This window comes from Luteipulveratus flavus, from assembly GCF_029439465.1.
Lineage (GTDB): Bacteria > Actinomycetota > Actinomycetes > Actinomycetales > Dermatophilaceae > Luteipulveratus > Luteipulveratus flavus.
The window spans coordinates 1-21,102 of record NZ_JAROAV010000030.1 but is presented as its reverse complement, the minus strand read 5'-3'; the positions used below and the strand labels follow the sequence as shown (position 1 = coordinate 21,102).

Below are 21,102 nucleotides of genomic sequence, written 5' to 3'. Positions count from 1 at the left end.
TCAGTACAGCGCCGACATCAGGGCCGTGCGGGCCTTCTTCACGCGTGGGTCGGTGGAGCCGACGATGTCGAACAGGCTGATCAGGTGCTCGCGGGCAGCGTTGCGCTCATCGCCCGCGGTCGCCTTGACCACGTCGATGAGGCGGGTGAACGCGTCCTCCACGTGGCCGCCGAGCACGTCGAGGTCGGCGACGGTCTTGGCGGCCTCCACGTCGCTCGGGTCGGCGGCGGCCGCGGCCCGGGCCTGCTGGAGGTCGGCGCCCTCGGTGCGCTGCAGGAGGCGGACCTGGCCGAGCCCCAGCCGCGCGTCCTCGTCGTCCTTGTCAGCGGCGAGGGCCCGCTCGTACGCGGTGATCGCGGCGGCGTAGTCGCCCTGCTCGATGGCGTCGTACGCCTGCTGGTGCAGCGGCGAGAGCTCGTCCTCGTCCTGCTCGTCGGCGTCGTCACCCTCGGGCGCGTCGGCGCTGTGGTCACCCGGCACCCGACCCGCGACGCCGTTGCTGACGGCGACCTTGAGCAGCTCGCCGATGAGCTGCTCGGCGGCCTCTTCGGACGGGATGGGCGGCAGCGGCATCGGCTGCCCCTGCAGGAACGCCACGGTCGTCATGGGCGTACCGGGTGGCAGCTGGGCCGCCTGCCCGAGCTGCTGGAAGGCCTGGGCGATCTCGGGCGCCTGGTCGATGTCGACGATGCCGAGCTGGACGCGTCCCTCCTGCTTGCGCACGACCCGCGCGAGCTCGTCGACGGGCGTGCGCGACGCAGGCTGCGAGGTCGCCCAGAGGGTGATGACGACCGGGTAGCGCGTCGAGGCGGTCACCAGGCTGCTGAAGCCCTGGGCGTCGATCTCGACGACGAGACCGTCCTGCGGACCACCCGTGGCGGGGTCCTGCCCACCGGCCGGCGCGCCACCGGAGGCGCCGCCCCCGGACGCGGGCCGCTTGGCCAGACCGGACAGATCGACGGCGCCACGGAGCGCGGCTGCATTGAGGGGCTGCTGGGTCATGACGCCATTGTCGCCGACCGGCGCGTCCGGGTGAACCGGGCACCCCTGCGGGCGCGTCCCGGGACGCGCCCGCCCGGCCTCAGAAGCGCGCGGGCTCCCGGTAGACGCCCCACACGTCGCGCAGCGCGTCGCAGATCTCGCCCATGGTCGCCTCGGCGCGCACGGCCGTGAGCATCGGCTCGATGAGGTTGCCCTCGCCGCGCGCCACGTCGCACATCGTCGCCAGGGCGGCGTCGACCGCGGCCTGGTCGCGGCCGGCCTTGCGGTCGGCGAGCGCGCGGACCTGCTCGCGCTCCACCTCGTGGCTGACCCGCAGGATCTCCAGCTCGTGCGCCATCGACTCGGTGTGCACGTTGACGCCGACGACCTTCTTGTCGCCCTTCTCCAGCGCCGTCTGGTACTGGAAGGCGGCCTCGGCGATCTCGGACATGAACCAGCCGTCCTCGATGCCGCGCAGGATGCCCTCAGTGATCGGCCAGACGCCCTTGTCCGTACGCCCGATGCCGGCCTGCACCTGGGCGGCAAGGCCCTCGGTGTCGGCGGACATGACGCTGCTGCCGCCCATCGTGAGGATCTTGTCGAAGATCTTCTCCGCCTCGGCCTCGATCTGGTCGGTGAGCGCCTCGACGTACCAGGAGCCGCCGAGCGGGTCGGCGACGTTGACGACGCCGGTCTCCTCCATCAGCACCTGCTGGGTCCGCAGCGCGACCTCGGCCGACTGGTCGGTCGGCAGCGCGAGCGTCTCGTCCAGGGCGTTGGTGTGCAGCGAGTTCGTCCCGCCGAGGACCGCGGCCAGCGCCTCGACGGCCGTCCGGACGACGTTGTTCATCGGCTGCTGGGCGGTCAGCGAGACGCCGGCCGTCTGGGTGTGGAAGCGCAGCCACTGCGCCTTGTCGGTCTTGGCGCCGTAGACGTCGCGCAGCCAGCGCGCCCAGATGCGGCGGGCGGCGCGGAACTTGGCGATCTCCTCGAAGAAGTCCAGGTGGCTGTCGAAGAAGAAGGACAGACCGGGCGCGAAGGTGTCGACGTCCAGGCCGCGGGAGAGGCCCAGCTCGACGTACCCGAACCCGTCGGCGAGGGTGAACGCGAGCTCCTGCGCGGCCGTCGAGCCGGCCTCGCGGATGTGGTAGCCGGAGACCGACAGCGGCTTGTACGCCGGGATCTTGGCCGAGGTGTACTCCATCAGGTCGCCGATGAGACGCAGGTGCGGCTCGGGCGCGAAGAGCCACTCCTTCTGGGCGATGTACTCCTTGAAGATGTCGGTCTGCAGCGTGCCGTTGAGCTTGCTGATGTCGGCGCCCTGACGCTCGGCGGCGACGAGGTACATGCAGAACGCCGGGACGGCCGGGCCGGAGATCGTCATGGACGTGGTGACGTCCTGCAGCGGGATGTCCTGGAAGAGGACCTCCATGTCGGCGGCGGAGTCGATCGCCACACCGCAGTGGCCGACCTCGCCGAGGGCGAGGGCGTCGTCGGAGTCACGGCCCATCAAGGTGGGCATGTCGAAGGCGACGGACAGACCGCCGCCGCCGCGCTGCAGGATCAGCTTGTACCGCTCGTTGGTCTGGACGGCGTTGCCGAAGCCGGCGAACTGCCGGATCGTCCAGGTCCGGCCGCGGTAGCCGGTCGGGTAGAGACCACGGGTGAAGGGGAACTCCCCCGGCCAGCCGATCCGCTCGGGCACCTCGCCCTCGGCCGGGCCGTACACCGGCTCGACCGCCATCCCCGACAGGGTGGTGAAGTCGGCGTCGCGCACCTGGCCCTTGGACTGTGCTCCGGCGAATCGCTGCGCCCAACGCTCGCGACCGCTGCCCTGCTGCGGCGTACTCGTCATGTGAGCCAGATTACGTGGACGTCCAAGTAGTTGTCGAAACCGACGAGCGACCCCACCTCTCACGCACTCCGTCGACGCAATGTCAGGTCGGCCGTCAGGCGGTCTCCAGCACGTGGAACGCCGGTTCCTCGTACGGGTGGGCGGCGCGCAGGGCGGTGACGACCTCGTCCCGCAGGCGGCGCGGCAGGACGAGCTCGACGCGCTCCTCCTCGACCCGCTCCACCGCGCCCACCGACCCGATCGCCGGATCAGCACCGTCGAGCGGGCGGAACTGGCCGGTGCCGCGGACCCGGAAGGCGCACCGGTCGTAGTCGCCGATCGCCCCGGCACCGGCCGCGAACACCGCGTCCAGGACGGCGTCGGCCGCGTCGACCGGTACGTAGAACACGAGCACGTCGAGGGGTTCGGGCACCGGATCTCCTTGGCCGTCAGTCGGACTCGACGAAGTCACCGCGCCCGACCCGCAGCGTGTGCAGCAGCCCGAACAGCTCGGCGTGCTCGCTCGCGTCGAGGGCGCCCATGCCGAACTCGATGTCGTGCAGCGCCCGCGCGGCGCGCTCCATCACCTCGCGGCCCTCTGCCGTGATGCGCGCGAGCGCGCCGCGGCCGTCCCGCGGGTTCGGGACTCGCTCGACCAGCCCCTGCGCCACGAGCCGCTGCACGATGTTGGTCGCACTCGTCGGGTGGATCATCAGCCGCTCCCCCACCTTGCTCATCGGCAGCCCGTCAACGCTGGAGAAGGTCAACAGGACCAGCGCCTCGTACCGCGCGAACGTCAGCCGGAACGGCGCCAGGGCGCCGTCCAGCTCGGCGAGCAGCAGCTGCTGGGCCCTCATGACGGAGGTCGCCGACGCCATCGCCGCGTACGGCGCGTCGTCACCCCAGCGTTCGCGCCACAGCTGAGCGGCCCGCTGGATCGGGTCGAAGGGCAGGGGTGTGTGGCCGCTCATCCGCGCCAACCTACTGCGCGGGCACGCCTTCCTCGCGCTCCGCACGCTCGCGCCCCCGTACCCACGTCATCCGGCCCTCGTCGAGGTGGATCTCGGCGTCGGCCTCGGCCGCGGCCTCCGGGTCGTGCGTGGTCACGACGACGACCGCTCCGGCACGAGCCTCGGCGCGCAGCAGCGCCATGATGCGGGCCCGGTTGACGGCGTCGAGGTCGCTGGTCGGCTCGTCGGCCAGCAGGACGTCCGCGGACGCGGCGAGCAGGCGCGCCGCCGCCGCGCGCTGCTGCTGGCCGCCGGACAGCTCCTCGACCAGGTGGTCGCCGCTGTCGCCGAGCCCGACTGCGTCGAGCGACTGCGCGGCACGCGCCTCGGCCTGCGCGGGTTCCACGCCGGTGGCCAGCAGCGGCAGCACGATGTTCTCGGCGGCCGTGAGGGTGGCGGCCAGCGCGTTGCCCTGCGGCATCAGCCGGACGCCGGCCTCCAGCGCGTCGGCGTGGGAGCCGATGCGCTGGGCACCGACCTGGACCCGACCGCCGCTGGCCCCCTGCGCCCCCATCAGCGTCCACAGCAAGGTGGACTTGCCGGCGCCCGACGGCCCGGTGATCGCGAGGATGTCACCCGGCTGCGCCTCGAACGCGACGTCGTGGACGACGTCGACCCCGTCGTACCCGCCGCTGACGCCGACGACCGTGAGCGGCAGGCGAGCACGTTCCCGCTCCTGCACGACCTCGGGCTCGTCCCGGAGTCGCGCGGACCGCCCGGCGAGCTCCACGACGACGCCGTCGCCCGGGTCCGTCTCGGTCCTGCGCCGTCCGATCCTCATCGCTCGTCTCCTTCGTCGAAGGGGTGCAGCTGCCAGCCGCTCTCGGTGTGGTGCACGCGGACGAGCGTGCCGGGTGGGAGGTCGTCCAGGACGTGCGGCGGCAGGGGCAGAGAGCCGTCCGCGGTGACGACGGCGTACTCCTCACCGTCGCGGCCCTCCGCCCCGATCCGACCGTCCCGGATGGTGATGGTGCGGCCCATTGCAGCCGCGACGTCGGGGTCGTGCGTGACCAGGACGACGGTGGTGCCGTTGGTAGCGTTGATGTCCGATATCGCCTGAAGGACAGTCGCTTTCGCGTCGTGATGGAGCTGGCTGGTCGGCTCGTCGGCGAGCAGCAGCCCCGGCCGTGCCGCCACTCCGACGGCCAGCGCGGTGAGCTGGAGGTGACCGGGGGTGAGGTCCTTGAGCGCAGCATCGGCGTGCTCGTCCATACCCACCTGCTCCAGCACCTCGCCGGGGACGGGTACCTCCTTGCCGGCCTTGCGAGCGGCGCCCTGGGCGAAGGCGACGTTCTCGCGCGGGGTGAGGTACGGGATGAGGTTGCGGGAGGCGCCCTGCAGCATCATCCCGACGTCGCGGGCCCGCATGACGTCCAGCTCACGCTCGGTCATCGTCGTGAGCTCGTGCTCCCCCACGCTGAGGCGGCCGGCGCTCGGGCGCAGCAGACCGCCGCACAGCGTCAGCAGCGTCGACTTCCCCGAGCCGGACGGGCCGAGCAGCGCCAGCGTGTCGCCGGGTGCCACTGCGAGGTCGACCCCGGCGAGCGCCGCGACGTCGTGCCCGTCCGCCCGGTAGATGTGGACCAGGCCACGTGTCTCGACCGCTACTCCGTTGCTACTCACACCAGCTCCTTCGCTCGTACCAGATGGGCCTTTCCGACGACCGCCCGCGCGACCGCGATCGCCGCGACGAGGAGTGCGGCGCCGAGAGCGAGGGTCACCGCGAGGACGACCCACCACCGCGTATCCAGATGAATGACCGGGATGTCCGGTGCCACCGCGAACAACGGGATCCGCTCCAGACTCAGCGCGCTGCCCACAACTCCCGCCACCGCGCCCAGGACGACCGCGAGGACCACGATCACTGCCTGGTCCAGCACGGCCGCCCGCCGCAGCTCCCTCACCGGCACGCCGGCCAGTCGCAGGGACGCGAAGTCCCGGGACCGCTCTCGCCACGACGTCACCGCCGCGACCAGGATCACCAGCAGCGCCACGAGCACGGCGGCCACAGCCACCGCCATCCCGAGCTGGAGGCCCCAAGCGGACGCCGAACGGTCGTAGGTCTCCTTGCGGGTGCTCGTCCGATCCACCTCGAGCACCGGGAGGCCCACGGCGGCCAGAGCGCTGGTCAGGCGCTTCTCGTTCGCGACCGACGCGTCGCTGGAGAGCACCCTCAACGTCGCCTTGGCATCGTCCAGGCGATCGGTCGTGGAGGTCACGGCGGACAGGGGCAGGAGCACCGTGCTGCCGTCGGCCCCCGGGATGAACGGCACGACACGCTGGGCGACGTACTGCTGGTCCGCACCCGACAGCGACGGCAGCTGCACACGACCGGCCGAGTACGCTCCCGCAGCCGCGGCCGTGTCGCGTGCGCGCTGGGACATGATGCCGGCCCCCCGAACGAGAGCTGAGCGATGAACGAGCGCCACCGTGTTGTCCTGCATCGTCCAGTCGATGCCGAGTCCACCGGGCACCGCGTGAAGGACGACGCGATCCTCGGCCGAGGACTTGTCGGACCGGTCCACCCACTGGCTCACGGTGCCGACGCCCGCCACCGGCGCCGCATTCGTCGCCAGACCGGTCACCCGCACGCGACCCCGCACCATCATCTCTCGGCTCTTGCGATCGGCATCTCGGCTCGGCGCCACCCTCAGCCCGTCGACCCGACATCCGTTGGAGCAGGCGACATTCGCGGTCCGGGTGACCGCGTGCTCGCCCTGGTCGGGCACCGGTCCGAGGTTCGCGGTGGTCCTGGATCCCTGAGCGTTCGTCATGTCCACATAGACGTTCGGTTGCAGGATCTTGCCGAAGGTGCCAGGCCGGTTGACGGGTTCAGCATCCGGATCAGGGGCGTCGAACCGGTGAGTCGACCGCGCCCACTCCTGGTAGCCGAAACCGCGTGCCTGAAGCATGTCGGTGGAGAGGGTCGCCGAGAGCCGGAACCCGGTCAGGCGGACGGGCTGGGCCGCGACGGACTGGATGGCTGACAGATCCAGGTCCATGCCTGCGGTCAGGGCGATGCGCTGGTACGCCACCGGGTCGACCGCGGTCAGGCTGGGCGCGGCGTCGGACGCGGGGTACAGCGTGAGCATCGGCGTGCTCGTCCGGCCCGCCGGATCCACCGTCCGCAGCGCGTGCTGCACGTCTTTCATGGCAGTCCCGATCCGCAGGCTGTGGTCGATCGTCAGCACGAGTGGTGCACCGATCTCGGCTGCCGCACGGTCGGCGCGGTTCTGGTCGGCGACGCCGATCGCGTTGGCCGAGAACACGGTCAGCGCGGCGGCCACGGTCACGACCGTCACGAGTCGACGCACGGCCGGGCGGCGCGCGATCTGCAGCGCAGCAAGGGCGCGCTGGGCAGCACCGCGACGACGCATCCGCCGCCCGAGCACCGCGGCCACCGGGACCACCAGATGAGCCAGCCCCAGCCCGACCGCCAGCGCGAGCAGGCCTGGCGTGAGGAGCGCGACAGGCCCGTCCACGTTGCCGGTCGCGGCGGCCGCGACGCCGACCACCGCGGCGCTGATCACGACTGCGTCCAGCACGCGCAGGCGCCACCCCCTGCTGCGCTCCGGCACCCCGCGCAGCTGGTCAGCGACCGTCTGCGACCGGTCAGGTCGTACGGAGAGCAGCAACGTGAACCCGAGCACGACGGCCGCGGCCAGGGCAGCCCACGCGACCTGCACGTACGGCGGCGGCGGTAGCCCGCCCAGGAGCCACCACGACCGGGCGAGCCGATCGGTCGCCAGGGCCAGCAGCACACCCAGCGGCAGGCCGAGGAGGAGCGGGAGGCCGAGCTCTCGCGTCACGAGCCGGCGAGCGCCCGCCCGGCCCAGACCTCGCAGCCGGGCCAGCGCGATCTCACGGCCGCGCTGCTCCACCGCGGCGCCGAGAACCAGCTGAAGGACGACGACCAGGAGCAGCACGAGCTGGACGACGGCGACCCGCACGATGACGCCCGCCTGGTCCTCGTCGGCGCGGTAGCCCAGCAGGACGTCGGGGAGGGACGTCCGGACGTCCACGTAGCTGATCTCGCCCTCGCCTCCGGCGACAACGGCCTCCGCCTCGGCGGCGACCGAAGCCAGGTTGCGCGTGGTCACCGCCGAGTCCCGGATCGGGAGCGTCATCGTGCGCGACCACTCAGTGAGCCTCGCGGAGTCGAAGGTGCCGAAGGAGACCAGCACCGTGTCCAGCACCGGCGGGGCCTTGGGGCCGCGCGGGATCCCACGCGTGCCCGTCCCCACATTGAGGGGCTCGTTGCCCCAGAACGGGTCGTTCGTCCGTTGGACGTAGGTGCCCACCACCGTGACCGGTTGAGCAGGCGTGAGCTGGAGCCTGGACCCGACCTTCCAGCCCGCCAGCTGTGCTTGCCTGGCGGACACCAGCGCCTCGCCCTTGTCGCTGCTCGGGCAACGGCCGGTGACGACCCGTACGTGCTCGCACATGCCCTGCACAGCCAGCATGGTGACTTCTGCACCGTCGAACATCAGCGGCGCTCGCGCCTCGAGCTTCGGTGAGCCGTGAACCGCGCGGAGCGCGTCGGGCAGGGTCGCCTCCATCGTGTCGAAGTTCTGCGGCTCGCCCCGGGCGGACAGTGTGCTCTCACTCACCGAGGACCTCAGGACCAGGTCCCGGTTCACGGGGGCGAGCTCGGCCAGTCGCGCCTTGACCAACGAATCCCGCAACGTCTGCTCGTACACCGGAGCAAACACCACACACGCCGTGACCACCGTGGACAGGATCATCAGGACCAGAGCCTGCCCCCGCCGGAAGCGCAGTGCTGCGAGGCTCACACCGACTCTTTCGCTCGCACCAGCGTTGCCCTGCCGACGATCGCGCGAGCGACCGCTATCGATGCAGCGACCAGCGCCGCACCGAGAGCGAGCGTGACGGCCAGGACGACCCACCACCGTGTCTCCAGATGGACGACGGGTATGTCGGGTGCGACCGCGAACAACGGGATGCGTTTCAGGCTCAGCGCGCTACCGATCACGCCTGCTACAGCGCCGAGGACGACGGCGAGACCGACCACGAGCGACTGCTCCAGCACCGCGGCGCGTCGCAGGTCCCTCACCGGTACGCCCGCCAGTCGCAAGGAGCCGAAGTCACGTGACCGCTCGCGCCAGGACGTCACGGCCGCGACCAGGATCACCAGCAGCGCCACGAGCAGCGACGCCACCGCCACCGCCTGCCCGAGCTGGAGTCCCCAGGCCGAGGCGGACCGGTCGTACGCCTCCTTGCGGGTGCTGACCCGGTCCACCTCCAGCACGGGGACGCCCACCTTCGCCAGCGCCTGCGTGAGCCGCGCCTCGTTGGCCGGGGAGGCATCGCTGGAGAGGACCTTGAGCGTCGCCTTCGCATCGTCCAGCCGCTCGGTCTTGGCGGTCACCACCTCGATCGGGACGAGCGCGGTGTTCAGGTCCGAACCCGGCACGAAGGGCCAAACCCGGATGGCGCGGTACTGCACGTCGGAGCCGGCGAGGGAGGGCAGCTGCACTGCACCGCCCGAGTACGCGCCGGCCAGCTCGCCGTTGTCGCGGGCGTACTGCGACATGATCGCCGACCCGCGCTCGAGCCCGGCCCGCTGCTTCAGGGTCACCGTGTTGTCCTGAGTCAGCCAGTTCAGGCCGAGTCCACCGGCGACGGCGCGCAGGCTGACGTGGTCGTCGCTGCTGGTCTTCGACGACTTGTCCACCCACTGGCGCAGGTCGTTCATCCCGGCCACCGGGCCGACGTTCGTGCGCATTCCTGTCAGCCGGATGCGCCCTCGCAGGGTGATGCCCGTGCGCAGGAAACGGTCCGGCGGGTTCGGCGCGAGGGTCAGCCCGTCGATCCGGCAGCCTTCCGAGCACGGCACGTCCACGCTCCTGGTCGTCGCCCGGAGGCCGTTTCCGGGCACGGCGCCGAGATCGACGGTGGTGGCGGTGCCCTCACCGGTGGTCAGGGAGAGGCGCAGATGGGGCGGCGTCGCGGTGACGGTCGAGCTCTTACCGTTCTCGTCCGTGATCTCCGAGGTGGCAGAGGTGAACGGACTCCACTTCCCCAGTCCCACGAGATTCTGCTCCAGCGAGTCCATGGAGATCGTCGTGGTGAGCCGGAATCCCCTCATACGAGGCGGCTTCACGCCGGACGTGCTCAGACCGGCAATGTCGAGCGTGCGCCCGCCGGTGGTCGCGATCCGCTCATAAGCGACCGGGTCGACGGCGGTCAGGCTCGGCGCCGAGTCCGAGGGTGGGTACAGCTGCAGCATCGGCGTGCTGACCTGACCTGTGGGATCGACCGAGCGCAACGCCTTTCGGGTGTCGGCGAGCGCGGTGCCGATCCGCTGGCTCTGGTCCACCGTGAGGACGAGCGGAGCCCCCACCTCCGCGGCGGCACGGTTGGCGCGGTTCTCGTCGGCCACACCGATTGCGTTGGCCGAGAAGACCACGAGAGCGGTCCCGATCGTCACCACCGTCACCAGGCGTCGGACGGCAGGTCGGCGTGCGACCTGCAACGACGCGAGCGAGCGGGCGACCTGTCCGCGGCGACGCAGGCGTCGGCCGAGCAGTGCCGCGACCGGGATCACCAGGTGAGCCAGCACCAGGCCGATGGCGAGTGCGAGCACGCCGGGCGTGATCAACGCGACGGGGCCCTCCACGTTGCCCGTCGCGGCGGCGACCACGGCGACGGTCGCCGCACTGAGCACGACCGCGTCCATGACCCGCAGGCCCCAGCCCTTGCTGCGCTCCGGCACACCGCGCAGCTGGTCTCCGATCGTCTGGGACCGGCCCGCCAGGACCGAGAGCAGCAGGGTCCCGGCCAGCAGCGCGGTCGCGACCACGACCGCGAGCAGGATCGTCCAGGTGAACGGGTACGGCACCCGGTCCACCAGCCACCACGCTCGCGCGGCCTGATCGACGGCCAGGGCGAGCAGGACGCCCAACGGCACGCCGAGCAGCAGCGGCAGCCCGAGCTCGCGGGCCACCAGCTCGCGTGCGCCACGCTGTCCCAGACCGCGCAGCCGCGCCAGCGCCATCTCACGGCGGCGTTGCTCCACCGCGGCCGCGAGCACCAGGCGCAGCACCACCACGACCAGCAGGAGCAGCTGGACGAGGGTCACCAGGACGATGACGCCCGCCTGCTGCTCGTCCTCCTGGAAGGCGGTCAGGACGGTCGGGAGGGACGTGCGTGCGTCGACATACTGCAGGCCGTGACCACCGTCCGCCAGCCGTTGGGCCGAAGCGGCCAAGGACGGCAGGTTGCCGGCCGTCACACCGTCGTCGCGGATCGGGAAGGAGATCGTGCGGGACCACTCGGCAAGCCCCGCACCGTCCAGGGTCGCCATGGACACCAGCACCGTGTCGAGCGGGTGTGGGGCGTTCGGGGCGACCTGGACGCGGGCTCCGGTGCCGAGGTTGAACGGCTCACCTCCCCAGTACGGGTCGCTCGGCGGCTGCGCGTACGTGCCGACCACGACGACCGGCACGGAGAGCGCCACCCGGTCGCCGACCTTCCAGTGCAGCACCTTGGCCTGCGCGTCCGACACCAGCGCCTCGCCCTTGCGATCACCGGGGCACCTTCCCGACACGATGCGGACGTGCTGGCACATGCCGTCGACGGACAGCATCGTGAGTGGTGCGGAGTCGAAGCTGACAGGGGCTCGCGCTTCACGACGGGCGAGACCATGGGCCGCTCGCAGATCGGCGGGCACCGCGTCGGCCAGGACGTCGAAGCTCTCGGGCTCGGAGACGTCGTTCAGCCGCGGGTTCACCGACGAGCGCAATGTCAGGTCTCGATTGACGGGCGCGAGCTCGGTCAGGCGGGCCTTGACCAACGACTCGCGTAACGAGTGCTGGTAGACCGGCGCGAACACCGCGCACGCCGTCACCACCATCGACAGCAGAGCCAGCACGACCGCCTGACCTCGACGAAACCGCAACGCTGCGAGCATGTCTCATGTCCTCCCTGAACCCTGTCCCCACAGGGCACCCATGACTGCAGCCGTCGCGAACGAAGCGATCACAACGGGGTGAGCAATGGAACATCGCGACGCTATCGACGGGCCTTGTGACACCGCAGCCGGTTTCGGGCACGATGCCGTCACGGTCCGGTCACGTGCCGATCACTCAGGTCACGGCGTTGTCACGACCGCAGCATGCGGACCTCTTCTGCGCCCGAGTCGTCGTGCCGCGACGCGCCTCCGTCGAGCTCGAACCCGTACTTGCGGTAGAACGCCTGCGCCCGGCCGTTGTCCTCGACGACCCACAGGTACGCCGCCCGGTCGCCCAGCGTGGCGGCCAGCAGCTGCCCGGCCGCCCCGGTGCCGTAGTGCGCGCGGAGCACGTTGAGCGCCCACAGCTCGACGGGCGTCGGGGCGTCGTCGTCGCGGGCCGGTGCCACCGTGGCGAACCCGGCCAGCGCACCGGTCTCGGGGTCGACCGCGACGCGGGTGGTCCTGCCTGCCTGCGCCGCCGTGCCCTCCGCCTCGCCTGCCGCGATGGTGCGCCACCAGCCGGCCCGGACCTGCGGGTCGAGCGAGGCGAGGTACTCCGCGGGCATGTCGTCGGCGTACGCCTCACGCCAGACCTGGACGTGCAGCCGGCCCATCTCATCGGCGTCCTCAAGCCGCGGGGGACGGATCCGGTACAGCCGGAACCCGTTGTCCTCGCTCATGACTCGAGCTCGCGAAGCCTGTCCTGGACCCGCTGCACCTTGGCGTCCAGCTGACCGGTGAGGCCTGGGCGAAGGTCCGCCTTGAGCACGAGGCTGACCCGGGGGCTGTGCCGGGCCACGACGTCGCAGGCCGCCTTCACGACCGGCATGACCTCGTCCCACTCGCCCTCGATGGTCGTGAACATCGAGTCCGTCCGGTGCGGCAGACCGGAGTCGCGGACGACCTTGATCGCCTCGGCGACGACGGCGCTGACCGAGCCGTCCTCGGAGTCGGTGGTGGCAGGGGCGACGGAGAACGCGAAGAGCATGGACCCAACCTAGGCGGACGGCGCCGGCGCGGGAGAGCCCGCCATCGCGTCCAGGAAGGTGTGCACCAGAGGGACGACGGCCGCCCCCTCGCCCGAGGCGGACGCGACCCGCTTCATCGAGCCGGAGCGCACGTCACCGGCCGCGAAGACCCCCGGCACGCTCGTCGTGAGGGCGGCGGGAGGGACCTCACCACCCCACCGCTGCGGCGGGACGTCGCGCCCGGTGTGGACGAACCCGCGCTCGTCCAGGGTCACCGAGTCCGGGATCCAGTCGACGCACGGCTTCGCACCGAGCAGCAGGAACAGGCCGCCCACGTGCATCTTGGTGGGCTCGCCGTCCGGGCCCTTGAGCTTCAGCCACTCCAGCCGGTTGCCGCCGCCGCCGTCCACGACCTCGGTGCGCGGCCGGACGACGATGCGCGGGTTGCCCTCGATCTCCCGGATCAGGTACGCGGACATCGTCTCCTCGAGGCTGTCGCGTCGGATGAGGATCGAGACCGACCGGGCGAACCGGGACAGGTGGAGGGCCGCCTGCCCGGCCGAGTTGCCACCGCCGACGACGCAGACGTCCAGGCCGGTGCAGTCGCGGGCGGCGCTCATCGCCGCGCCGTAGCTGACGCCGAGGCCGACGAGCGCCTCGATGCCGGGCACCCCCAGCCGCCGGTAGGAGACGCCCGAGGCGATGAGGACCGTACGGGCGCGGATGCGGTGCCCGTCCAGGTGGACGGTGTGCGGCTCGCCGTCGACACCGGGGTCCAGGGACGTGACCGGTCGCGCAGCGAAGAACCGCGCGCCGAACCGGGCCGCCTGGAAGCGCGCCCGCTGGGTGAGCCGCATCCCGGAGATGCCGCGCGGGAAACCGAGGTAGTTGCGGATCATCGAGCTCGTCCCGGCCTGGCCGCCGATCGCCTCGGAGTCCAGGACCACCGTCTCCAGGCCCTCGGACGCGCCGTACACCGCGGCCGCGAGCCCCGCCGGGCCGGCGCCGACGATCGCCAGGTCGGCGACGTAGCCCTCCCCCAGCGCGTCCGGGTCGCCGAACATCACCCGCCCGAGCTTGCCGATGGTGGGCCGGGAGATCGGGTCGCGGTCGAACGCCGCGACCAGGGGCTGGTCGACCGGACGGCCGGCCGAGACCGCCTGGGCGATCACCTCCTGACCGGCGGGGTGGTCGGAAGGGTAGACGCGCGACGGGACGCCCATCCGGTCCAGGAAGTCGCGCAGCACCGTCAGCTCGGACGTCTCCTGATCGGCGACGATGCGCACGGAGTCCACGACCGGCCCGCCCGTGGTCCAGCCCCAGTCGGACAGGGACTCGGTGATGGCGGTGTGGAACTCCTCGTCCCGCGCGCCACGCGGGATCACCAGGGAGAAGTCCAGCCGACCCGCGCCGAGCGCCTGCTGGGTGGGTTCCTTGGCCGCTGCCCACTCCTCCCAGGGCGTCAGCAGCAGCCGTTTCGCGGTGGGGATCAGGGCGTGCAGGCAGTCGACGGTGACCAGACCCTGCGCGTCCGGCAGGGAGTACTCGACTCCGACGAGGGCCACGGGCGCGTGCCGGGCCACCAGGCCCTGGGCGGCGGCGACCGCCTCGCCGAGGCCCCCGGCGACCACCACGTCGTAGTCACGGCCGTAGCGGCTCGAGATCTCCTCGCTGACCTGGTCGCGGTGGTCGCCCGTCACCAGGAGGATCGCCGGCTTCTCTGCCTTCATCCAGCGAGCGTAGACCGCGAGAACTCGCGAGCGTGCCGGTGCCGCGCCACCTACGCTGCTCGCCGTGAGGACCTGGAGCACACACGTCATCGACCCGTCCGACGAAGCGGCGCTGCGCCAGCACTGGGAGGTCGGGCAGGAGGCCGAGCGGAGCCGACCGTACGAGATGTACTGGTCGTGGGATGCCTGCCTGGCCGGTGCCCGGCACCCCCGCACGGAGAGCACGTCGACCTTCATCAGCGCGCACGACGACCAGGGCGGCATGGTCGGCGCAGGTCAGGTGCTGCTCCCGATGGCCGACAACCTGAGCGCCTCGTACGGCGAAGTCTTCGTGCTGCCGTCCCACCGACGCCGCGGCGTCGGACGCACCGTCCTGGACGCGCTGGAGGCGTACGCGCGTCACCACGACCGCCGCACCATGGCGATTGAGGCGTACGTGCCCACCTCCGGGCCGCCGACGGCGCTGGACTTCGCCCGGGCCACCGGGTACGAGTCGGCACTGGAGGAGGAGGTCAAGACGCTGGAGCTGCGGGCCCATCAGGCCGACTGGGACGCGCTGGCGGCACACGCGGCCGCCGGCCATCGCGACTACCACATCGAGACCTTCCTGGACCGGGTGCCGGACGAGGCACTGCCGGGGTACAGCCGGCTGCGCACGGCCTTCAGCGCCGACGTCCCGGTGGGCGACCTGGAGATGCAGGCCCAGACCTGGACGCCGGAGCGGGTCCGCGAGCGTGAGGAGCGGCACGCGCGGATCTGCCGCTCGGTCGTCACGACGGTCGCCCGCGACGCGACCGGTGCGCTCGTCGGACTCTCCGAGATCGGTGTGGACACCGCGACGCCGTGGCGAGCCGAGCAGTCCGGAACGCTCGTGCTGCCGGAGCACCGCGGACACAGACTCGGCCTCGCCCTCAAGATCGCCAACCAGCGCGCGCTGCTGGAGGCGCACCCGACGTGCACCACGGTCTTCACCGACAACGCGGGCGACAACGCAGCGATGAACGCGATCAACGAGCAGGTCGGTTTCCGCACGGTCGAGCGACTGGTCGTCGTGCAGAAGCACCTCTGACGCGCGGCGTCCGCGGTCAGAGCGAGGCGACGAGGCGGTCCGCGGCGGCGTACGGGTCCGTGCGGCCGTCGACCACCTCGGCGGCGAGCTCGTCCAGGCCGTGACCGGAGCGGACGTCACCCATGCGTTCCCGGAGGGTACGGACCGCGATGGCCTCGACCTCCCGGCTCGCGCGGTGGACGCGACGCTCGCGCAGCGCCCCGCCCTCCTGCATCCAGGCGAGGTGCTTGTCCAGCGCCTCCATGACGTCATCGACGCCCTCGGCCTTCTCGGCGATCGTCTTCACCACCGGCGGTCGCCACCGACCCGGCTCGCTGCGGTCGCCGAGCGAGATCATCCCGCGCAGGTCGCGGACCGTGACGTCGGCGCCGTCGCGGTCGGCCTTGTTGACGACGAACACGTCGCCGACCTCCAGGATGCCGGCCTTCGCGGCCTGGACGCCGTCACCCATACCGGGCGCGAGCAGCACCACCGTCGTATCGGCCAGCCCGGCGACCTCGACCTCGCTCTGACCGACGCCGACCGTCTCGAGCAGGACGACGTCGCAGCCCGCGCCGTCCAGCACGCGCAGCGCCTGCGGGGTCGCCCAGGACAGGCCGCCCAGGTGACCCCGGCTGGCCATCGAGCGGACGTACACATCGGGGTCGAGGGCGTGCTCGGACAGGCGGATCCGGTCTCCGAGCAGGGCGCCACCGGAGAATGGCGACGTGGGGTCGACCGCGAGGACGCCGACGCGCGAGCCGCGGGCCCGACAGGCGCTCACGAGCGCGCTCGTGGAGGTCGACTTGCCGACGCCGGGCGAACCGGTGATGCCGATGACGCGCGCCCGCCCGGTGTGCGGGGCGAGCGCGGCCATCACCTCTCGGAGCGCAGGATCGGCGTTCTCGACGAGTGTGATCAGCCGGGCCACGGCGCGGGGGGCACCCTCACGGGCGGCCGCCACCAGCGCCGGGACGTCGACCGGTCCCCTCGGCATACGACTCGCGTCCGCGGACGTCAGGCCTGCGGGACGCGCACGATGAGCGCGTCGCCTTGGCCGCCACCGCCGCACAGGGCGGCCACACCGATGCCGCCGCCGCGCCGCTTGAGCTCCAGGGCCAGGTGCAGCGCGATACGCGCGCCCGACATGCCGATCGGGTGGCCGAGGGCGATGGCGCCACCATTGACGTTGACCTTCTCCGGGTCGTAGCCGAGCTGCTTGGTCGAGGCGAGGCCGACCGCGGCGAACGCCTCGTTGATCTCCACCAGGTCGAGGTCGGTGGGCTCGATGCCCTCCTTCTCGCACGCGACGGCGATGGCGTTCGCCGGCTGGCTCTGCAGCGTGGAGTCCGGGCCGGCGACGACGCCGTGGGCGCCGATCTCGGCCAGCCAGGTGAGGCCGAGCTCTTGCGCGCGGCCCTTGCTCATGACGACGACCGCGCAGGCGCCGTCGGAGATCTGCGAAGCGCTGCCGGCGGTGATCGTGCCGTCCTTGCGGAACGCCGGGCGCAGCCTCGACAGCGACTCGGTGGTCGTGTCGGCGCGGATGCCCTCGTCCTCCCGGAACTCGATGGGGTCGCCCTTGCGCTGCGGGATGCTGACGCTGATGACCTCGTCCTCGAAGAGGCCGTCCTTCCAGGCCTTCGCGGCGTTCTGGTGGCTGCGCGCGGAGAAGGCGTCCTGCTCCTCGCGCGAGAACTCCTGGTCGGCGACATTGGCGTCCTCGGTGAGGTTGCCCATCGCCTGGTCGGTGAAGGCGTCCCACAGGCCGTCGTACGCCATGTGGTCGCGCATCGTGACGTCGCCGTACTTGAAGCCCTCGCGGCTCTTGGCCAGCAGGTGCGGCGCCTGGCTCATCGACTCCTGGCCGCCGGCGACGACGACGTCGTACTCACCGGCGCGGATCAGCTGGGCGGCGAGCGCGATCGCGTCCACCCCGGAGAGGCAGACCTTGTTGATCGTCAGCGACGGGACGGACATCGGGATGCCGCCCTTGACCGCCGCCTGGCGCGCCGGGATCTGGCCCGAGCCGGCCGTCAGCACCTGGCCCATGATCACGTAGTCGACCTGGTCGCCGGCGACGCCGGCCTTGTCGAGGGCGCCCTCGATCGCGAACCCGCCGAGGTCGGCGGCGGAGAAGTCCTTGAGCGAGCCGAGCAGCCGGCCCATCGGCGTCCGGGCGCCGGCGACGAGGACGGGGGTGCGGTCGGTGGACTCGGACATGGGGAAGCCTCCAGCAACGATGGTGGGAGCGACGGGATGCGAACGTGACGCTCGTCCCACCCATTCTAGGGTGGCGGACATGAGCGCTCTTCCCACCCACCTGTTCGAGGCGGTCGACCACGTCGGCATCGCGGTCGCCGACCTCGACGAAGCCCTGGCGTTCTACCGCGACACCTTCGGCGTGGTCGCCGTCCACGAGGAGCGCAACGAGGAGCAGGGCGTCCGCGAGGCGATGCTGCAGATCGGCGAGGACGGCAGCGGCACCCGGCTGCAGCTGCTCGCCCCGCTCACGCCGGAGTCGACGATCGCGACGTTCCTGGACCGCAACGGCCCCGGCCTGCAGCAGCTCGCCTACCGGGTGAGCGACCTCGACGCCGTCAGCGCCGTCCTGCGCGAGCGCGGGCTGCGCCTCCTCTACGACGAGGCGGGTCGCGGGACGGCCGGCAGCCGGATCAACTTCGTCCACCCCAAGGACGCCGGCGGCGTCCTCGTCGAGCTGGTCGAGCCGGCCCACTAGCCCCGGGACCGCCGGCCGACCGCCTCCGCGTACGTGTCCAGCGCCTGGAGCACCTCGGGCGCACGGAACAGGATGCGCCCGGACCCGTGGTGGTTCGCGCTGCGCAGGATGCCGGCGTCGACGAGCGCGCGCAGGTGGCGGTGCACGTTCCGGCGGTCGCTCCCGATCAGCTCGGCGGCGGTCGACGCGTCGAGCACCGGATGGGCCGGGAGCTCCACCAGGAGCCGCCACGCGGCGGAGTCGACGCGGGCGGTCAGCTGCGTCTCCCATCGACGCTGCAGCTGGGTCAGCTCGGCCGCGAGCCGCCCTCCGTGATCGACGGCGTGCAACGCGGCGTCGGCGAACACCCGGACGATCGCCTCCGGACGTCCCGCCCGGTAGGTGGTGAGTGCTGCGATGTAGCGCTCACGGTCGGCCAGCAGGCCCCCGGACACCGGAACCGTCACCGACCGGGTCAGCCCCTTGCGCCGCAGGAACGCGTGCACCAGGGCCCGGCCCGTACGGCCGTTGCCGTCCGGGAAGGGGTGCAGCGTCTCGAACTGGGCGTGCGCGATCGCGGCCTGCACCAGCACCGGCAGGTCGGTGCGCTCCATGAAGGTCACCAGGTCCTCCAGACCCGCGGCGAGCCGAGTGTGATGGGGAGGAACGAAGTCGGCGTCGACCGGCGTGGACGAGCCGCCGCCGATCCACACCGGCTCGGTGCGCCAGCCGACCATGTGCGGGGCGCTCTCCTGCAGCAGGGCCGCCTGCATGGCAGCGACTGCCGAGACGTCCAGATGGTCGGACAGCTCCAGCGCGGCGCGCATCGCCGTGACGTTCGCCGCGACGGTTGCCGCGTTGCCCCGTCCCCGGCCGGTGAGCTCGGCCTCGGCGACGGCCCGCGCGGAGGCGCTGATCTGCTCGATCTGGGACGAGGACGCCGACTCGCTGCGCAGCAGGATGGCGATGACGGCGCCGTACTGGATCGGGCCGCTCGCATCGAAGCGGGCCATGGCAGCAGCGGCGTCCTCCGCGTGCGCGAGCACGTCGCTGTCCACTCGCAGGACCCGGTCGGTGATGGGCGGTGCGAGAGCGGACCGGTAGCGCCGGCCGGCCAGCGCCCGCTCGCGGGGGGTTCGCCCCCATCCAGGCCCGGGGTCCCAGCTCTGCTCCTCCCAGCGGAGCGCGGGCCAGGACGTGGACATGACACGGAGGTTACCGCCTCGGTGTCACTTATGGCTATAAGTGACACCACGCTTCAGGTCGCCGCGCGCTCGACACCACGGGGATCCTCCGGTGACACACATCGGACGCAGGGGTGGGACAGAATGCGCCGGTGAGCCCGCTCCCCCGCCCTCGACTGCGCCGACCTCGGCTGCGGGCACCCGACCGACCGCACTACCGACCCGGTGACGCGATGCGCCGCTGGCGCGCCTTCCAGGAGCAGCAGCGCGTCGCCCTGCGCGAGAGCAACCAGTTCCCGAGCGACACCTCCCTGGCGCCGACGCCGGAACCGGCGGAGCCGCGACGGTCGACCGGCGGCGCCACGCCGCTCGGGAGCGCCGAGGGCGGCGACGGGCCGACGCCCGAGCGGCCGCGTACCGCCGAGGGCACCACGACGGCGTACGGCAGCATCGGCAAGCCGATCAACCGCGCCTCCCCGATCTACGTGGGGTTCATGGCCGCCATCGGTGTCGCGCTGGCGTACGCGCTGGTCCACCTGATCACCCGGCTCACCACCACCCTGACGGTGCTGCTCGTCGCGTTCTTCCTTACCCTCGCCCTCAACCCGATCGTCGAGTCGCTCTGCCGACGCGGGATGCGCCGCTCCGGTGCGGTGACGGTCGTGTGCCTCGGACTGATCGGCGTCTTCGCGCTGCTGGCGTGGCTGGTGGTGCCGCCGCTGGTCCAGGAGACGACCGAGCTCGGCAACAACGCGCCCCACATCGCCGACGACTTCCTCGCCCAGCGCTGGGTCAAGGACCTCGACCAGAACTACGACATCGGCACCAAGGTCCAGGCCGAGATGGACAAGCGGATCAACGACGGCGCGTTCGTCAGCCAGGTCTTCGGCGGCGTGCTCGGCGCGGGCAAGGCGGTCGCGAGCGGGCTGTTCCAGGCGTTCACCATCCTGATCCTGACGCTGTACTTCCTCGCGTCCCTGCCGCGGGTCAAGCAGGCCGCGTACGCGATGGTCCCGGCCACCCGTCGGCCCCGGTTCATCTCGCTCAGCGAGGAGATCATGCGGCGGGTCGGCTCGTACGCCATCGGCCAGGTCCTCGTCGCCACCATCAACGCCGCTTGCAGCTGGATCATGATGACGATCCTGGGGATCCCGTACGCGGCGGTGCTCGCCGTGGTCGTCGGCTTCCTCGGGCTGATCCCCATGGTCGGGGCCACGCTGGGTGCGGTCCTGGTCGCGGTGGTGGCCTTCTTCGTCGAGCCGCAGAAGGCGATCGTCGTCGGGGTGTACTACCTGATCTACCAGCAGGTGGAGAACTACCTCATCGTGCCGCGCGTCATGCAGCGGACGGTGGCCGTTCCGGGCGCTGTGACCGTCGTGGCGGCGCTCGCCGGCGGGACCCTGCTCGGGGTGCTCGGCGCGCTGCTGGCCATCCCGGTGGCCGCCGGTCTGCTGCTCCTCTACGAAGAGGTCCTGGTCCCCCGCCAGGAGCACCAGTAACCACCCGCCGGCAAAAGGTGGTCGCGAGCACACGCATACCTGTGCCAGCCGCCATCTTTCGCCGGGGAGAGGGCGCGGCCCGCCGGCAAAAGGTGGTCGCGAGCACACGCCTACCTGTGCCAGCCGCCATCTTTCGCCGGGGAGAGGGCGGGGC

Annotated in this window: 17 protein-coding genes; 3 read left to right on the top strand and 14 right to left on the bottom strand. The window is 71.9% G+C overall.

The window, feature by feature from the left end; all coding sequences use genetic code 11:
• The 11 genes from P4R38_RS11800 to P4R38_RS11750 all read right to left on the bottom strand — a co-directional run bounded on the left by P4R38_RS11800 (position 1) and on the right by P4R38_RS11750 (position 14,498).
• Positions 1-1,002, bottom strand: coding sequence for a tetratricopeptide repeat protein (locus tag P4R38_RS11800; RefSeq protein WP_277192317.1), 1,002 nt, complete (start codon positions 1,000-1,002; stop codon positions 1-3).
• Positions 1,003-1,081: 79 nt separating this feature from the next.
• Entirely contained in the window at positions 1,082-2,836 is a 1,755-nt protein-coding gene (locus tag P4R38_RS11795) for an acyl-CoA mutase large subunit family protein (protein WP_275236609.1), read from the bottom strand.
• 94 nt (positions 2,837-2,930) lie between these two features.
• Complete coding sequence (locus tag P4R38_RS11790; RefSeq protein WP_277192316.1) at positions 2,931-3,248, bottom strand: hypothetical protein; 318 nt, start codon at positions 3,246-3,248, stop codon at positions 2,931-2,933.
• Positions 3,249-3,264: 16 nt separating this feature from the next.
• A complete protein-coding gene (locus tag P4R38_RS11785; protein ID WP_277192315.1) occupies positions 3,265-3,786 on the bottom strand; it encodes a MarR family winged helix-turn-helix transcriptional regulator in 522 nt (173 codons plus the stop codon).
• A 10-nt stretch (positions 3,787-3,796) separates the two neighbouring features.
• Positions 3,797-4,606: an ATP-binding cassette domain-containing protein gene (locus tag P4R38_RS11780; protein WP_277192314.1), complete on the bottom strand. Its 810-nt coding sequence runs from the start codon at positions 4,604-4,606 to the stop codon at positions 3,797-3,799.
• The gene (locus P4R38_RS11775) at positions 4,603-5,448 is read right to left on the bottom strand and encodes an ABC transporter ATP-binding protein (RefSeq protein WP_277192313.1); all 846 of its coding nucleotides are present in this window, start codon (positions 5,446-5,448) and stop codon (positions 4,603-4,605) included. Before P4R38_RS11775 ends, P4R38_RS11780 begins: the two co-directional genes overlap by 4 nt.
• Positions 5,445-8,618 carry an FtsX-like permease family protein gene (locus P4R38_RS11770; protein WP_277192312.1) on the bottom strand — a complete coding sequence of 1,058 codons (3,174 nt, stop codon included), beginning with the start codon at positions 8,616-8,618 and terminating at the stop codon, positions 5,445-5,447. Before P4R38_RS11770 ends, P4R38_RS11775 begins: the two co-directional genes overlap by 4 nt.
• Positions 8,615-11,719 (bottom strand): ABC transporter permease, encoded by a 3,105-nt coding sequence (locus P4R38_RS11765; RefSeq protein ID WP_277192311.1) that lies wholly within the window; start codon positions 11,717-11,719, stop codon positions 8,615-8,617. Before P4R38_RS11765 ends, P4R38_RS11770 begins: the two co-directional genes overlap by 4 nt.
• A gap of 230 nt (positions 11,720-11,949) precedes the next feature.
• On the bottom strand, positions 11,950-12,480 hold the full coding sequence (locus P4R38_RS11760) for a GNAT family N-acetyltransferase (RefSeq protein WP_277192310.1): 531 nt from the start codon (positions 12,478-12,480) through the stop codon (positions 11,950-11,952).
• A complete protein-coding gene (locus tag P4R38_RS11755; RefSeq protein ID WP_277192309.1) occupies positions 12,477-12,788 on the bottom strand; it encodes a thiamine-binding protein in 312 nt (103 codons plus the stop codon). Before P4R38_RS11755 ends, P4R38_RS11760 begins: the two co-directional genes overlap by 4 nt.
• Positions 12,789-12,797: 9 nt before the next feature.
• Entirely contained in the window at positions 12,798-14,498 is a 1,701-nt protein-coding gene (locus P4R38_RS11750; protein ID WP_277192308.1) for an FAD-dependent oxidoreductase, read from the bottom strand.
• A gap of 64 nt (positions 14,499-14,562) precedes the next feature.
• Here P4R38_RS11750 and P4R38_RS11745 point away from each other — a divergent pair, with 64 nt between their 5' ends.
• A complete protein-coding gene (locus P4R38_RS11745) occupies positions 14,563-15,567 on the top strand; it encodes a GNAT family N-acetyltransferase (RefSeq protein ID WP_277192307.1) in 1,005 nt (334 codons plus the stop codon).
• Between the two features lie 16 nt (positions 15,568-15,583).
• On the opposite strand, the gene meaB is transcribed toward P4R38_RS11745, so the two are convergent.
• Positions 15,584-16,543: a methylmalonyl Co-A mutase-associated GTPase MeaB gene (gene meaB / locus P4R38_RS11740; RefSeq protein ID WP_277192306.1), complete on the bottom strand. Its 960-nt coding sequence runs from the start codon at positions 16,541-16,543 to the stop codon at positions 15,584-15,586.
• Positions 16,544-16,563: 20 nt separating this feature from the next.
• Positions 16,564-17,769: an acetyl-CoA C-acetyltransferase gene (locus P4R38_RS11735; protein WP_277192305.1), complete on the bottom strand. Its 1,206-nt coding sequence runs from the start codon at positions 17,767-17,769 to the stop codon at positions 16,564-16,566.
• A 79-nt stretch (positions 17,770-17,848) separates the two neighbouring features.
• On the opposite strand from P4R38_RS11735, the gene mce reads away from it, so the two are divergent.
• Complete coding sequence (gene mce, locus P4R38_RS11730; RefSeq protein WP_277192304.1) at positions 17,849-18,286, top strand: methylmalonyl-CoA epimerase; 438 nt, start codon at positions 17,849-17,851, stop codon at positions 18,284-18,286.
• Here mce and P4R38_RS11725 read toward each other — a convergent pair.
• Entirely contained in the window at positions 18,283-19,470 is a 1,188-nt protein-coding gene (locus tag P4R38_RS11725; protein ID WP_277192303.1) for a Fic family protein, read from the bottom strand. The two genes, mce and P4R38_RS11725, sit on opposite strands and share 4 nt — an antisense overlap.
• Positions 19,471-19,601: 131 nt before the next feature.
• Between P4R38_RS11725 and P4R38_RS11720 the strand changes: the two genes are divergently transcribed.
• The gene (locus tag P4R38_RS11720) at positions 19,602-20,948 is read left to right on the top strand and encodes an AI-2E family transporter (RefSeq protein ID WP_277192302.1); all 1,347 of its coding nucleotides are present in this window, start codon (positions 19,602-19,604) and stop codon (positions 20,946-20,948) included.
• Positions 20,949-21,102: the final 154 nt, after the last annotated feature.